This is a genomic window from Stenotrophomonas koreensis (assembly GCF_001431525.1).
Classification (GTDB): domain Bacteria; phylum Pseudomonadota; class Gammaproteobacteria; order Xanthomonadales; family Xanthomonadaceae; genus Stenotrophomonas; species Stenotrophomonas koreensis.
In genome coordinates, this window is sequence record NZ_LDJH01000007.1 from 1 (window position 1) to 15,019 (window position 15,019).

Here is a 15,019-nt window from a genome sequence, read left to right on the forward strand (position 1 = left end):
GCAGGTGCAGGTGCAGGTGTCGGTGCAGGTGTCGGTGCAGGTGTCGGTGCAGGTGTCGGTGCAGGTGCAGGTGCCGGAAGCGGCGGCAGCTGCTGGATCAAGGCCAGCAGCGTATTGAGCGATTGCTGCTCGGCAAACGGTTGCGGCGGGCTGTCGGCCAGTGGCGACTGGCTGCGGTCGCCGGTTTCCAGCGGCAGCGGCGCGCCGCTGAAGCCGGCCAGGCCACTGCGGGCATCGTCCAGGGCAATGGCCGAATCGGACAGTGGCGAACCGGCACCCGCTGCCCCGGCAGCCACCTGGCCCGGCTGGATCGCCTGCTGGATCGGCGCATAGTCAATGGCACCACAGCCGCCATCGGACGGCACCACCCGCATCGAATGGCCGGGGGCCGACAGCGATGCCGCCAGGCCATTGCTGCAGCTCAGCTCGACGGCGTCGCCGTAATGCAGGTCGATCTGCAACGGCGCATTGCCAGGCTCAGGCAGGATGAAATCCACGATGGCGCCACGGATGCCGGCCACACCGACCGGGGTCTTCAGGCTGGCCGAACCGCCCGGCTTGGAAGCCGCCCCGCCGATGAAGCGCAGCACGCCGCGACTTGCGCTGGCTGCGACCCGGGCGGTGCCACGGTCGGGGTCATAGACAAAATCATCGATGGTCAGCGACGAGCGCGGGCCGATGGTGAAGCTGCTGCCATCGGCCAGCAGTACCTGCACCACGCCATGGGCATCGGTCTGGTAATGCTGGTTGCGCAGCACATGGTCGCCCAGGCGTACCTGTCGGGCAGCAGTCTGCCCGCTGCGGCTGGTTGCCGCCGGCGAGACCCCGGCAGCCGTGCCGACCTGCTGCGCCCATGCCGGTACCGACAGCAGCAGGGCACCGGTGATTGCGATTGTCTGTGTGTGCCTGGCCATGGGGCTGTCCTCAGAACTGGTAAGCCAGCGAGACGCCGGCGTAACGGTTGATGTAATCGCGAAGATCGTAGTTGGAGTCCACGCGGCGCCAGCCCGCATACAGCTGCAACTGGGTCGCCGGGTTGAGCGGCACCGTGCTGACCCATTGCAGCAACTGTTCCTGGCTGTGCTGCGAACGCAGCGCGTTGATCGCCGGCATCGGTGCCTGGTGCCGGCGCCAGGCCTGCTGCAGGCTCAGCGCGCTGGTCCATGGCTGCTTGCCCGGGCCAAGCAGGCTGCGATGACGGTGGCTGATGCCCAGCTGCAGGCGCGGCTCGCGGTAGGTTTCCCAGCCGGTGCGTGCATTGCGCTGTTCCCAGTGCAACCCGCCAAGCCACTGCCAGTTATCGGCGGCCTGCTGTGAAAACAGCGCACTGCTGCGCCAGCGCTGGCCGGAATAGTCACGCGCCGAGGCAAACTCCGGCGCCGGGGTGTAGTCCTCCTGGCGCCAGTCCAGGCCGAGCTGCAGCGTCGATTGCCGTGCCACCGCCCAGCGCAGGCCACTGCTGACCCCGTGGCTGCGCTGGTAGCGGCTGCCATCGAGCCAGCTCTGCGCGGCCACCGCCGAAGCCCACAAACGGCCCTGGCGCAGGCCTGCTGCCTGGAGCGAAAAATCCGGGCCTATCCGCAGCTCGGCGACCTGATTGTCGATCCGGTCCAGCTCACGGTACTGGCTGCTGGCTGCCTGGAAGGCCACATCCAGCAGGTGGGCACTGCCGGCAAACGGCTGGCGATGGCGCAGGCTCAATCCCAGCTGGGCGCTCTGGTCACTGGCCGCCCGGGCCTCGGGGGCCAGCTCGAATGGCAGGCCGTTCAATTCAATGCTGCCGATATCCGGTGCCGCATTGGCATTGCTTTCAGTACGCAGGCCAACACTCAGCCGCCCGCTGAAACCGCCTTGCTGGCGGCGCTGGTCGGCAATGGCCGCCAGATAGCCATTGACCCGCAGACGGACATTGTCCGGGGTATCGGCGCGCTGCAGTACCTGCACGAACAACTGCCGGGCCTGCACCAGCGCGCCCAGACGGAAATACACCGCCGCCAGCTCCAGCTGGATGCGTGCGGTGTTGGGATGCTGGATCAGCAGACGCTCGTAGGTGGCGATGGCCGCCTCGTAATCCCCCAGCTGGGTGGAGAGCACCGCGTAGGCAAAGCTGGCATCGGTATCGCCGGGCTCGGTGAGCAGGCGCTCGAACAACTGCCGCCGCTGCTGCTCCAGTGGCTGAAGCTGCGCCGCAGGGACCTGGGGCGGCAGGTTGTAGGCCTGGTGCTGCGCCAGGGCCAACGGTGCTGCCAGCGCCAGTACCGCCGATAGCCACAGGCGCGGCTGCACCACCACCCGTGCCCTGCCGCCGATGTCCCTTCCACGCATTTCGCCGCCCTCGCCCGGATCAGGCTGAATTAAATGTTAATTCGATCACATTCGCGCTGACACTAGCAGATCAGCGTAAGAGCCGGTTACCGATCCATTGGCAAGCAGGGCCGCACAGGCTAACGTGCCGGCTCGCCAAGTGAGTGTTTCCGATGCTGACCTACCCTGCCGACACCGCGCTGATCGTCGTGGACCTGCAGCCGGACTTCATGCCCGGCGGCGCCCTGCCCTGCCATGAGGGCGATGCCATCGTCCCGGGCATTGCCGCGCTGCTGGCCAGTGGCCGCTATGCCACTGTGGTTGCCACCCAGGACTGGCATCCAGCCGACCACGCCTCGTTTGCCAGCCAGCACCCTGGCCGGGCGCCATTTGAACAGATCACCCTGCATGGCCAGCCACAGACGCTGTGGCCGGACCATTGCGTTGCCGGCAGCCCTGGCGCGGCGCTGGATGGGCGCATCGACTGGAACCGCGCCAACCTGATCCTGCGCAAGGGCAGCCGCGCCGATGTGGACTCCTACAGCGCCTTCTTCGAAAACCATGGCCCCGACGGCAGCCGCCCGGCCACCGGCCTGGCCAGCTGGCTACGCGAGCGCGGCATCACCGCCGTGCATGTCTGCGGCCTGGCGCGCGACTACTGCGTGCTGTGGACCGCCCAGGATGCGGCCGCCGCCGGTTTCCAGGTCAGCTTCCTGTGGGACCTGACCCGCCCGGTCAGCCCGGAAGGTGATGCCCCGACCCGCGCCGCCCTGGACGCGGCTGGCATCGGAATCGTTGAGGGAAGTAACGAGTAACGAGGAAAGAGAAACGAGTAAAGCCACAGCCGGCTCCCACTCGTTCCTCGTTACTCTCCACTCGTTCCTCGCTGCTATCCACTCGTTTCTCGTTTCAACGAAACACCACCGTGCGGTGGTCATTGAGCAGGATGCGGTGCTCCACATGCCGGCGTACCGCGCGGGCCAGTACCTGGGACTCGATATCGCTGCCCAGGCGCACCAGGTCACGCGGGGTCATGGCGTGGTCCACATGGGTCACGTCCTGTTCGATGATCGGGCCCTCGTCCAGGTCATCGGTGACGTAGTGCGCGGTGGCACCGATGATCTTGACCCCGCGCGCATGGGCCTGGTGATACGGCTGGGCGCCCTTGAAGCTGGGCAGGAAGCTGTGGTGGATGTTGATCGCACGCCCGGCCAGCGCCTGGCACAGGCGCGGCGAGAGGATCTGCATGTAGCGTGCCAGCACTACCAGGTCGATCTGTTCGCGCTGGACCAGGTCGATGATCTGCTGCTCCTGCGCATCGCGGTTGTCGGCCGACACCGGCAGGTGGTGGAACGGCACGCCATAGGACGTGGCCAATGGCGCAAAATCCGGATGATTGGAAGCGACACCGGCTATGTCGATATTCAATTGCCGGCTGTGTGCCCGGAACAGCAGGTCATTCAGGCAATGGCCCTGCTTGCTGACCAGTACCAGCAAGCGCGCGCGGCGGCGTGCATCATGCAGCTGCCACTGCATTGCAAAGCGCTGCGCCAACTGCGAAAACGCGGCACGCACCTCGTCGATGCTGGCCTGGCCAAGATCAAAGTGCACCCGCAGGAAAAAGCGCCCGCTTTGCTCATCGCCAAACTGCTGGGCATCGAGAATGTTGCAACCGGCCTGGAACAGCAGGCCGGAAACACCGTAGACAATCCCGGTGCAGTCCGGGCAGGACAGGGTAAGGATGTAATCGTTGTGGCTCATCGGTGATGAGTCTAGAACAGGTGTTTGTTGCTCCGCACAATCGTCACCACCGCAACCATCGCCCGGGCATCAGGGGCTGCCGCGTACGCACAGACGGACCAGCCGCGCCACCAGCGGGCGCACCACCAATACGCAGGCAAAAGCCACCGGCATCGCCAGTGCATAGGCCTGCAGCACCCGCGCGGGCAGCCGGGCATCGATACCGGTATTGGCAACGGTGATCACCGTGCACATCACCAAGGCCATGATCGCGGCCATCCAGAACGCGAATACCAGCGGCATCAAGCGCGCCGGCAGGCGCCAGTCGCGCCGGCTCATGCAAACAGCCCGCGCTGCGCCAGCGGTTCGCAACGTCGATACTGCGGTGACACCGGGACCTTGACCCCGAGTGCGGCGGCCGCATGCCAGGGCCAGCGCGGGTTGTAGAGGATGCCGCGGGCAATGCCCACCGCATCGGCCTGGCCGGTGGCCACCACCGCCTCGGCATGGGTCGGCTCGGTGATCAACCCGACCGCGATCACCGGCATCTCGACCTCGGCCTTGATCGCCTGTGCCAGCGGCAGCTGGTAGCCGGGGCCGACCGGAATCTGCTGGCGCCCATCCAGGCCGCCGCTGGAGACATGGATGAAGTGGCAGCCGCGCGCGTCCAGTACCCGGGCCAGGGCAATGCTCTGCGCCAGGTCCCAGCCGCCCTCCACCCAGTCGGTGGCCGATATGCGCACGCCCACCGCCATCGACGGTGCCACGGCAGCCTTGACCGCATCAAACACCGCCAGCAGCAGCGCCATCCGGTTGTCCAGACTGCCGCCCCAGCGGTCACTGCGGGTGTTGCTCAACGGCGAGAGGAACTGGTGCAGCAGGTAGCCATGGGCGGCGTGGATTTCGATCAGTTCAAAGCCCAGCGCCTGGGCGCGCTGCGCGGCGGCGGCGAAATCGGCAATCAGCTGGTCGATCGCCGCCTCGTCCATGGCCTGCGGCGGCAGGTCCTCACTGGCAAAGGGCAGCGCGCTGGGCGCCAGGGTTGTCCAGCCCCGTGCATCGCCGGCCGCCAGCTGCGCGCCACCGTCCCAGGGACGATGGCAGGACGCCTTGCGCCCGGCATGCGCCAGCTGGATGCCCAGCGGCATCGTCGACCATTGCCGGATGCCAGCCAGCACCGGCTGCCAGGCATCGGCGCAGGCTTCATCCCAGAGCCCGACATCGGCCCAGCTGATCCGCCCGGCCGGCTGCACCGCGGTGGCCTCGACAATCAACAGACCGGCACCGGACTGGGCCAGCTGGCCGTAATGCATCGCATGCCAGCTGCCGGCATGGCCGTCGCTGGCCGAGTACTGGCACATCGGTGCAATCACGATGCGGTTGGGCAGGGTCAACGGGCCCAGGGCCAACGCGGAGAACAGGCGGCTCATCGGTACATCCAGTCAAGGCAGCGCACCATTGCAGCGCCGGAGCCAGCGCAACGCAAGTGCTGGCCGCGCAACAACGCGTTGCGTCAGCCCAGCAGGAACGCCAGTGCCTGGCTGCAATCCTCGGCGCACTTGAGGGTGACCAGGCTGTCGGCCCGGGTCGTGCCCTGGTTGACGATGGCGATCGGCAGGCCGGCCTGTGCCGCGGCACGGACAAACCGGAAACCGGACCACACCATCAGCGAGGAACCCACCACCAGCACCGCATCGGCAGCGTCCAGGTGGGCCTGCACCGCCTCGACCCGCGCGCGTGGCACCGATTCGCCGAAAAACACCACATCCGGCTTGAGCATGCCGCCGCAATGCGCGCAATCGGGAACCTTGAACGCGGAAAAATCCACCGCGTCCAGGTCGGCATCGCCATCCGGGGCAATGCCTGCCGGCAACTGTGCCCAACCGGGATTTTCAGCCACCAGGTGCTGCTGGAACAACTCGCGCCGGCCCCGCCGGCCACAGCCCAGGCAGGTAATGGCATCCAGCCGACCGTGCAGGTCGATCACCCCGGTGCTGCCGGCAGCATCATGCAGGCCGTCGACATTCTGGGTCACCAGGCACTGCACCCGGCCCTGCCCCTGCAGCTCGGCCAGTGCCCGGTGTACCGCATTGGGGGCGGCGCTGCCAAAGCGCTGCCAGCCCACCAGGCTGCGCGCCCAGTAACGCTGGCGCGCGGCCGGATCGCCGGTAAAGGTCTGGTAGGTCATCGGCGGCGGCCGCTTCCATGCACCGGCCTGGTCGCGGTAATCGGGAATCCCCGAAGCGGTGCTGCAGCCGGCACCGGTAAGCACCAGCAGGCGCTGGTGGGCAGCGATGAAATCAACAAGCGGTTCGGCCATGGCCATAGCGTGACGGCGCCGGCAGGGCCTGACAAGGCCTCAGGCCGGGGTGTCCTGCGCGCTGGCCGGCATCCGCGGCACCTCGGTGGGATGGCCGTCCGCATCCAGGGCGATCATCACGAACTCACCGCGGGTGCACAGCTTGCGGGTACCGGTCTGCAGGTCTTCGGTAACCAGCTCCACTTCCACCTTCATCGAGGTGCGGCCGACCGACACGATGCGGCCGATGGTTTCCACCATCTGCCCGATCCGGATCGGCAGCTTGAAATCCAGCTGGTCCGAACGTGCGGTCACCACCGTGCGGCGCGAATAGCGCGCTGCGGCCAGAAAGGCGGCCTTGTCCATCCAGGCCATCGCCTGGCCACCGAACAGCGTGCCCATGTGGTTGGTATGGTTGGGGAACACGATCTCGGCCATGCGTACTTCCAGCGGCGGATCGGTTTGCAGAATCGGGGTCATATGCGGTCTTTGCCTGTGCGCCACAAGCCACGCTAACGGTGAGCGCGGCAAGGGGCTGTGTGGGGGCAGCAATTTTTGCCCCCACCAGCTGAATACAGGCCAGAACATGGCCGGCGCGATGTACAGGCTTGTTCAGCGGCCATGTCCATCGCGCGGGTCAGAACGCCATGTCGAAGGCGACCTCGCCCTGCACCCCGACCTGGTAGGCCGAGGCACGGCGCTCGAAGAAATTGGTCAGCTCCTGCACGTCCTGCAATTCCATGAAAGGCAGCGGGTTGCGCACGTTGTACTTGCGCGCCATGCCCAGCTTGGCGAAGTGATTGTCGGCGCAGTGCTGCAGGTACTGGCGCATGTCATTGGTGGAAATGCCGGCCACCCCACCGGAGAGCACGTCCTCGGCGAACTGCAGTTCGCAGGCGATCGCCTCTTCCAGCATCTGGTAGACCTGCTGCTCCATCGCCGCATCGAACAGGTCCGGCTCCTCGGCACGGATGGTGCGCACGCACTCGAAGGCAAACTCCATGTGGCAGCTTTCGTCGCGGAACACCCAGTTGGTGCCCGAGGCCAGGCCCGGCAACAAGCCGCGCGAGCGGAAGTAGTAGACGTAGGCAAAGGCGGCAAAGAAGAACAGGCCTTCGATGCAGGCGGCAAAACAGATCTGGTTGAGCAGGAACTGGCGGCGCTGCTCGCGGGTCTCGATCCGGGTCAGGCCCTGGATCGAATCGATCCACTTGAAGCAGAAATCGGCCTTGGCCTTGATCGAGGCAATGTTCTCCACCGCGGCAAAGGCCTTGTTGCGCTCGTCCGGGTCGGGCAGGTAGTTGTCCAGCAGGGTCAGGTAGAACTGCACATGCAGCGCTTCCTCATACAGCTGGCGCGACAGGTACATGCGCGCTTCCGGCGCATTGAGGTGCTGGTACAGGTTCAGCACCAGGTTGTTGGACACGATCGAATCACCGGTGGCAAAAAACGCCACCAGACGATGGATCAGATGGCGGTCGGCCGGGCTCATCCTGTCGTGCAGGTCGGAGATGTCGATCTGGAAATTGATCTCCTCCACCGTCCAGCTGTTCTTGATCGCGTTGCGGTACCTCTCGTAGAAATCCGGATAACGCATCGGGCGCAGGGTCAGCTCGAAACCGGGATCCAGGAGACGAGAAGTGAGTGGGGAGGAACGAGGAACGAGAGCAGAGGTGGAGTCGGCTGGATTGGACATGAGGAGTTTCCTGATTCGCTATGGGGCAACCATGCAGCATGGTTGCCGAGGGGATAGAGAGGGTCGTACCAATGCACTACCGCAAGGCCGTCATCTGGCAAAAAGCCATGGCATTGGCAAAAGCAGCCTGCCGCTGCTCAATGCATCTTCCGGGCGAAGAACGCTTCGGTGTTCGCTTGCAGATCACGCGTGCCGCGATTTCCATTCCCAGCAACATTGCCGAAGGCTGGTCACGCGAATCACGCAAGGAAAAATCACAGTTTCTTGCCATCGCACAAGGGTCGCTTTCCGAACTGCATACCCAGTTGCTGCTGTGCGAGCGCCTGGGTTGGATCGAGTGCGGCCCATTGCAGGCAACATATGGGCTGGCCGATGAAACCAGCCGCATGCTGACCACGTTGAGACGCAGATTCAGAAGCGAGTAACGAGTGGGGAGGAACGAGTGATGAGATAGAAACGAGTGAGGAGAAACGAGTAACGAGTGGTCGGAGCAATCGCCTTGCCTTTACTCGTTCCTCTTTCCTCTCCACTCATTCCTCCCCCCCTTACTGACAGGCCTCGCAGCTTTCCGGGTTTTCCAGCGAGCAGGCCACCGCTTCGGCCGGGGTATAGCTGCTGACGGTGGTCTTGGCGATCTTGGTGGCCGGGCGCGAGCGCAGGTAGTAGGTGGTCTTGATGCCCTGCTTCCACGCGTACATGTACATCGAGGACATCGCGCCGATGTTCGGGCTTTCCATGAACAGGTTCAGCGAGGCCGACTGGTCGATGAAGGCGCCACGCTCGGCAGCCATGTCGATCAGCGCGCGCATCGGCAGCTCCCACGCGGTGCGGTAGACCTGGCGCAGCGGCTCGGGAATCTGGGTGATGCCCTGGATCGAACCATCGGCCAGCTTGATCGCATCGCGCATTGCCTCGGTCCACAGGCCCAGTGCCTTCAGCTCGGCCACCAGGTACTTGTTGATCTGCAGGAAATCGCCGGACAGGGTCTCGCGCTTGAACAGGTTGGACACCTGCGGCTCGACGCACTCATAGCAGCCGGCAATCGAAGCAATGGTCGCGGTCGGGGCGATGGCGATGATCAGCGAGTTGCGCAGGCCATGCTGCTGGATCTGCGCACGCAGCGCGTCCCAGCGCGCGGTGTCGGCCGGGACCACGTTCCAGGCATCGAACTGCAGCTGGCCCTGCGCGGCGCGGGTGTCGGCAAAGGACGGATGCCGGCCCAGCTCCTGCGCCAGCTCGCATGAGGCCTGCAGCGCGTGGAAGTAGATTTCCTCGGCGATCTTCTTCGACAGCGTGCGGGCGCCTTCCGAATCGAACGGCAGGCGCTGGCGGAAGAACACGTCCTGCAGGCCCATGCAGCCCAGGCCGACCGGGCGCCAGCGCAGGTTGCCGCGGCGCGCAGGTTCGATCGGGTAGAAGTTCAGGTCGATCACCCGGTCCAGCTGGCGCACGGCCAGGCGCACAGTCTGCCCCAGCTTGTCGAAATCGAACCGGCCATCGGCATCGAGGTGGTTGGCCAGGTTGATCGAGCCCAGGTTGCACACCGCCGTTTCCTCGTTGGAGGTGATCTCCAGGATCTCGGTGCACAGGTTGGACAGGTGGATCACGTTGCCCGGGCGCAGGGTCTGGTTGCTGGCCAGGTTGCATTTGTCCTTGAAGGTCATCCAGCCGTTGCCGGTCTCGGCCAGGGTGCGCATCATCCGCGCGTAGAGCTTGCGCGCCGGCACGCTCTTGACCGCCTTGCCCTGGGCCTCGGCCTGTAGATAGGCCTGCTCGAAGGCGTCACCGTACAGGTCGGTGAACTCCGGCACCGCCTTCGGGTCGAACAACGACCACGGCTCGTCGCGCTCGACCCGGGCCATGAACAGGTCCGGCACCCAGTTGGCCAGGTTGAGGTTGTGGGTCCTGCGTGATTCATCGCCGGCGTTGTCGCGCAGTTCCAGGAAATCCTCGATGTCGGCGTGCCAGGTTTCCAGGTAGACGCAGGCCGCGCCCTTGCGCTTGCCGCCCTGGTTGACCGCCGCCACCGACGAATCCAGGGTCTTGAGCCAGGGCACGATGCCGTTGGAATAGCCATTGGTGGAGCGGATCAGCGAGCCACGCGAACGCACCCGGCTGTAGCTGACACCGATGCCGCCGGAGAACTTGGACAACTGGGCGATATCGCCGTACTTGGCGTAGATCGACTCCAGCGAATCCAGCGGTGAGTCGAGCAGGAAGCAGCTGGACAGCTGCTCGTGGCGGGTACCGGCATTGAACAGGGTCGGGCTGGACGGCAGGTAATCCAGGCTGCCCAGCCGCTGGTACAGCGCCAGCGCCTCGGGCACGTCCTGGCTCAGCGCACTGGCAATGCGCAGGAAGAACTGCTGCGGGGTTTCGATGACCTTGCGGCTGTGCGGATGGCGCAGCAGGTAGCGGTCATACAGGGTGCGCAGGCCGAAGTAATCAAAATTCAGGTCATACGCCGGGTCGATCGCATCGTTGAGCTTGCGCGCATTGACCTGGACAAACTCCAGCAGGCGGTCATTGATCAGGCCCACCTCATGGCCACGGCTGACCGACTGCGAGAAGGCGTGGATCTCCTGGCCGGAAACTTCCTTGGCGATGAAGTTGGCCAGCAGGCGTGCGGCCAGCCGGCCATATTCGGGTTCCTCGCCGATCAGCAGCGCCGCGGTGCGGATGGACAGCTCGTCCAGCTCGGCGGTGGTGGCGCCGTTGTACAGGCCGGAGATGGTGCGCGTGGCCACCCGCATCGGGTCCACCGCGTGCAGGCCGTCACAGCAACGCTGGATCGCGCGCACGATCTTGTTCAGATCCACCGGCTCGATGCTGCCATTGCGTTTGGTCACCCCCATCGTGGTGGCCGTCGGCGGCGGGGTCAGTTCAAAGCCGGCCTGGGCCGGGGCGGTGGCTGTAGCAATGTCGGTCATGTGGCGCCTGCTCGGAAGGAGTGGATGCACACAGGGGCTCCGCCCGCGCGGAGAAACCCGGGCCGGTCGGCAGGCAATCGATGGGCAAGCGGTGTCGCAACGGCACGCGTGCCCGGCGCAATCGCGCAGGCAGCCCACCACCACGTCACCAGCCGTCTTCCCCTCGAAGACACCGCAGCCGGCACCGCGCGTCGTGCATCGCGCGGCTGTCGGCAGGTCTTCGGACTTGCGGGCTCGAGGCGAGGAACGAATGGGGAGGAGTGAGGAACGAGTGGAGGCAACAGATCCTGCCTTCTCTCGTTTCCCGTTTCCCTCAACGCGTTGCTGCCTCTCCTTGCCCGTCGCTTCCCAGGTTGCCGTTGGCATCCCAGTGCAATGACGGGTTCGTTCCCACTTACCGCTGCGGGGCAGTGCTGGAATGGCCTTGCGGCGTCACCAGCTTCCCTTTTCATTTCCGTACCGCCTGGGCGGGGGAAAACCGACGACCCCAAGATAAGGGGCTTTCACTGCAACCGCAACACCAGATATTGTGAACAAAGCTGTGGGCAACCGGCCTCTGCCCTTGCCCACCAAGGGTTGGCACGCCGTTGCCGGTGGTGCCGCGGCGCGGCGCTGGAACAAGACAGGCGCGCGCCAAACCTGCTTCAATGCCGGCCCACAGCGGGAGGAATATGTGAAACAACGATTGAAATGGGCGGGCATCGGCGTACTGGCCCTGGCCCTGGCTCTGTCCTTCCACCACTACGCGGGCTGGCTGCAGCTGTGTGCCGGCCTGGCGCTGTTCCTGTTCGGCATGCAGTGCCTGGAGCAGGGCCTGAAGGCCCTGGCCGGCGGGGCGATGGAACGCTGGCTCAGCCACAGCACGGCCACCCCGGCCCGCGGGCTGCTGTTCGGTGGCGCAGCGACCATGCTGCTGCAGTCCTCGACCCTGGTCTCGCTGCTGACCATCGCCTTCCTGAGCACCGGGCTGATCCAGCTGGCCGGGGCAATTTCGGTACTGCTCGGCGCCAACCTCGGCGCCACCAGCGGGATCTGGCTGCTGGCCCTGGCCGGGCAGAACCTGAGCCTGTCGCCGCTGGCCCTGCCCTTGTTGGTCTTCGGCGTGCTGGCGCGCTACACCGGCAGGCGCGGCCAGGCAGCAGGGCAGCTGATTGTCGGCATCGCGTTTGTTTTCCTGGGCATCGACCAGATCAAGCTGGGCTTTGACGCCATGGCCCACATCGACCTGACCCGATACAGCGCACAGGGCGTGGCCGGTACCCTGGTGTTTGTCAGCGTCGGTGCCCTGCTCACCGTGGTGGTGCAGTCCTCGCATGCCACCTTGATGCTGACCCTGGGCGCGCTGGCCGCCGGCCAGCTGGCGCCGGAACAGAGCCTGGCCATCGCCATCGGCTCCAATGTCGGCAGCAGCATCTCCACCGCGGCGATGGGCTTCATGGGCGGCAACCGCGCCGGGCACCGGCTGGCAGTGGCCCATGTGCTGTTCAACGCCACCACCGCAGTGGTCGCCCTGCTGTGCCTGCCCCTGCTGCAGGCCAGCGTGCTGCGCCTGACCGGCTGGGTCGGCATGGACGACAACGCACTGATCCAGCTGGCACTGTTCCATACCCTGTTCAACGCGCTGGGCGTGGCCCTGTTCTGGCCGATCCAGGGGGCGCTGGCCCGTGCCCTGCTGCGTTGGCTGCCCGACCCACAGCCGCCGGCCAACCTGATTGCCCAGATCGCCGCCGGCGCCCCCTCCACACGTTCGCAACACCTCAGCGACAGCGCCCTGCACAGTGCCGACACCGCGACCCTGGCGCTGAGCCAGGAGCTGCGCCGGCTGGGCCGGCTCAGCCTGGAGGTGATCGGCCAGGCCCTGTACTGCCCGCCCGACGAGCTGGATGCGCCGGTACGTGACAGCGCCGCGCTGCGCCGGCGTGTGGCCGATGGCGAGATGGACAGCGACCTGCTCTACCGGCAGCTGGTCAAGCCGGTCTGGGCCGGGATGCTGGACTTCATCAGCCGCTTCGAGCTGCCACTGGATCCGGGCCAGCAGCAGATCTGGCGCGACGGCCAGGAGGCGGCCTCGCAGCTGGTCAAGGCGGTCAAGGATGCGCATGCGCTGCAGGCCAACCTGCAGCGGCAACTGCACCCGGACAACCCCGATGCCGCCGCGGCCGAGGCCTGGCTGGAACTGCGCTGGCAGCTGCTCAAGGCCCTGGCCTGGCTGCGCTCGGTCAGCGCGCAGTGCGACGACCCGCCGCGCTGGCGCCAGCAGCTGGAACAGCTGGGGCCGCAGCTGGCCCAGTTCGAGGAGCAGTTCAGTGCCCGCCTGTTCCTGGCGGTGCGCCAGGGGCGGATCGACAGCATCCAGCTCAGCTCGCTGATCAATGACCTGGGCTATGCCAGGCGCATCGTGCGCAACCTGCAGCAGGTGCTGCTGCTCGGTGACGGCCACAGCCAGGGCCTGCCCTGGCGTGACCTGTTCCAGTACGAGGAAGCCAGCACGTTGCCGTGAGCGACGGCGACGCTCAGTGCGCGGGTACGGCTGGCAGCTGCGCCAGCTCCTCGCGCACCAGCCGCACCACCAGCGCGTCCAGCTGGTCAACCGAATAGTTGGCCACCTCGTGCACGGTATCGCTGCCCGGGCCAGCGGCCGGGTTGGCCGGGTCCTGGTAGGTGAGGAAGATGAAACGGCCACCGGTGTGCTGGGCGAGCTGGCGCTGCACCAGTTCGCCTTGGCTGTCCTGCCCGGAAGCGGCCACGCTGAACACCTTGATGCCCTTGCCCAGCGCCGCCCGCAGGCTGTCGCTGTGCCAGGGCCGGCCGTAGTCCAGGTGCGGTGGCGCATCGGCCAGGCTGATCAGCAGCCGGGTGGTGCCACTGCCGCGCCAGGACAGGTGCTGCACGGCCTCGTGCAGGGCCTCGTTCATCGCTTCGGGGGTATCCCCACCGCCACCGGCCTGCACGCCATCGAGCACCTGCTGGAAACCGGCCACGCTGTGGCTCAGGTCCCAGCGGCGGATGAAATACTCATCGCCACGGTCGCGGTAGCTGACCAGCCCCAGGCAGACCTGCGGGCGCGACGGCAGCGCGTCGATCTGGCGCACGATGTCCTGCAGCGAGGCGCGCAGCTTGTCGATCTCATCGGCCATCGAACCGGTGGCATCGACCAGGAACACCAGGTCCAGCCGCGCCGGCTGCGGCTGCACCGGCAGGCGCAGCTGCAGCACCGGCTTCTGCCCACGCAGCAGGCGGCCGCGGGCACGCTGGCCATCCCGGCGCACCTCCACCTGGTAGCCGGGCGAATCGTCCGGGTCAAAACTGCCCGGGTGGATCCAGACCTGGCCGCCGGCATCGGTACGCGCCCACAGCCGTGCACCGTTGGCCGCACGCAGCGTGACCTCGGCATCGTTGACCGGGCGGCCCTGGGCATCGACCACCTGCAGGCGCTGGCGTCCGGCCACCGGCCAGGCCGGCACCGGGCTGGCCGCATGCCGCTGCAGGAAGGCCTGGTAGGCACTGAAATCGGCATTGTCATCGACCATCCCGGCATTGACCGCCGCCGGCGTCACCACATCGGCCGGGCGCTCACCAGGATGACGGCTGCCGCCCTCGCCGACCGACCCCGGCAACCGTGGCGCCGGCGACAACGGCATGGGCGGTGCTGGTGGGGCCGGAGCCGGCACTGCATCACGACGGGCATCATCGAACACGCTCACCGGGTGCGGAGGGCCGAGTGGACGCCGCGGCGGACGCTGCTGTCCACTGGGATCGGGCACCTCCACCAGTACCGGGGCATCGGCACATGTGGTGGCAGCCGGGGCACGAAAGTTGGGCCGGGTCTGCCGTTCGCGTAGCCACGCCGGCGCGCTGGCCGGCGACGGCACGGTTGAAGGCAGCGCATCGCTGGCCGCTGCCGATCCGGCCGGCGGGGCGGCCCAGGCGGCGGCGGTGGCAAGCAGGCCGGCCATGGCCGCCGCCACACACCATGCAGGGGAGACAGGCAGCAGTTGCTGGGCCATGGGCCGTTCCTCGCAGGTCAGGTCCGGCCAGCATACCCAGCTG

Annotated in this window: 13 protein-coding genes and 1 riboswitch; of the genes, 3 read left to right on the forward strand and 10 right to left on the reverse strand. The window is 66.5% G+C overall.

Annotation, left to right across the window (positions count from 1 at the left end; translation table 11 throughout):
- Both ABB25_RS04800 and ABB25_RS04805 read right to left on the reverse strand, forming a co-directional pair.
- Positions 1-914 (reverse strand): FecR family protein (locus ABB25_RS04800; RefSeq protein ID WP_160319405.1); only part of this gene is annotated, 914 nt, incomplete at its 3' end.
- Positions 915-924: 10 nt separating this feature from the next.
- Positions 925-2,325, reverse strand: coding sequence for a surface lipoprotein assembly modifier (locus ABB25_RS04805; RefSeq protein ID WP_057664506.1), 1,401 nt, complete (start codon positions 2,323-2,325; stop codon positions 925-927).
- 152 nt (positions 2,326-2,477) lie between these two features.
- Here ABB25_RS04805 and pncA point away from each other — a divergent pair, with 152 nt between their 5' ends.
- Positions 2,478-3,119 (forward strand): bifunctional nicotinamidase/pyrazinamidase, encoded by a 642-nt coding sequence (gene pncA, locus ABB25_RS04810; RefSeq protein WP_057664509.1) that lies wholly within the window; start codon positions 2,478-2,480, stop codon positions 3,117-3,119.
- 94 nt (positions 3,120-3,213) lie between these two features.
- Here the strand turns inward: pncA and purU are convergent, their stop codons facing one another.
- The 6 genes from purU to ABB25_RS04840 all read right to left on the reverse strand — a co-directional run bounded on the left by purU (position 3,214) and on the right by ABB25_RS04840 (position 7,940).
- The gene (purU, locus tag ABB25_RS04815) at positions 3,214-4,065 is read right to left on the reverse strand and encodes a formyltetrahydrofolate deformylase (RefSeq protein ID WP_057664511.1); all 852 of its coding nucleotides are present in this window, start codon (positions 4,063-4,065) and stop codon (positions 3,214-3,216) included.
- A gap of 69 nt (positions 4,066-4,134) precedes the next feature.
- Positions 4,135-4,383 (reverse strand): DUF2798 domain-containing protein, encoded by a 249-nt coding sequence (locus ABB25_RS04820; protein ID WP_057664513.1) that lies wholly within the window; start codon positions 4,381-4,383, stop codon positions 4,135-4,137.
- Entirely contained in the window at positions 4,380-5,474 is a 1,095-nt protein-coding gene (locus ABB25_RS04825) for an NADH:flavin oxidoreductase/NADH oxidase (protein WP_057664515.1), read from the reverse strand. The genes ABB25_RS04820 and ABB25_RS04825 overlap by 4 nt, the downstream gene beginning before the upstream one ends.
- Positions 5,475-5,557: 83 nt before the next feature.
- On the reverse strand, positions 5,558-6,364 hold the full coding sequence (locus ABB25_RS04830) for an NAD-dependent protein deacetylase (RefSeq protein ID WP_057664628.1): 807 nt from the start codon (positions 6,362-6,364) through the stop codon (positions 5,558-5,560).
- A gap of 39 nt (positions 6,365-6,403) precedes the next feature.
- Positions 6,404-6,823 carry an acyl-CoA thioesterase gene (locus ABB25_RS04835; RefSeq protein WP_057664516.1) on the reverse strand — a complete coding sequence of 140 codons (420 nt, stop codon included), beginning with the start codon at positions 6,821-6,823 and terminating at the stop codon, positions 6,404-6,406.
- A gap of 157 nt (positions 6,824-6,980) precedes the next feature.
- On the reverse strand, positions 6,981-7,940 hold the full coding sequence (locus tag ABB25_RS04840) for a ribonucleotide-diphosphate reductase subunit beta (protein WP_244477754.1): 960 nt from the start codon (positions 7,938-7,940) through the stop codon (positions 6,981-6,983).
- Between the two features lie 170 nt (positions 7,941-8,110).
- Here ABB25_RS04840 and ABB25_RS04845 point away from each other — a divergent pair, with 170 nt between their 5' ends.
- A complete protein-coding gene (locus tag ABB25_RS04845) occupies positions 8,111-8,464 on the forward strand; it encodes a four helix bundle protein (protein WP_057664520.1) in 354 nt (117 codons plus the stop codon).
- 120 nt (positions 8,465-8,584) lie between these two features.
- Here the strand turns inward: ABB25_RS04845 and ABB25_RS04850 are convergent, their stop codons facing one another.
- A complete protein-coding gene (locus ABB25_RS04850; protein WP_057664522.1) occupies positions 8,585-10,969 on the reverse strand; it encodes a ribonucleoside-diphosphate reductase subunit alpha in 2,385 nt (794 codons plus the stop codon).
- A 194-nt stretch (positions 10,970-11,163) separates the two neighbouring features.
- A riboswitch (cobalamin riboswitch) is annotated at positions 11,164-11,467 on the reverse strand.
- A 175-nt stretch (positions 11,468-11,642) separates the two neighbouring features.
- On the opposite strand from ABB25_RS04850, the gene ABB25_RS04855 reads away from it, so the two are divergent.
- Positions 11,643-13,469 (forward strand): Na/Pi cotransporter family protein, encoded by a 1,827-nt coding sequence (locus tag ABB25_RS04855; protein WP_057664631.1) that lies wholly within the window; start codon positions 11,643-11,645, stop codon positions 13,467-13,469.
- Positions 13,470-13,482: 13 nt separating this feature from the next.
- On the opposite strand, the gene ABB25_RS04860 is transcribed toward ABB25_RS04855, so the two are convergent.
- Complete coding sequence (locus tag ABB25_RS04860; protein ID WP_160319406.1) at positions 13,483-14,976, reverse strand: VWA domain-containing protein; 1,494 nt, start codon at positions 14,974-14,976, stop codon at positions 13,483-13,485.
- Positions 14,977-15,019 lie beyond the last annotated feature (43 nt).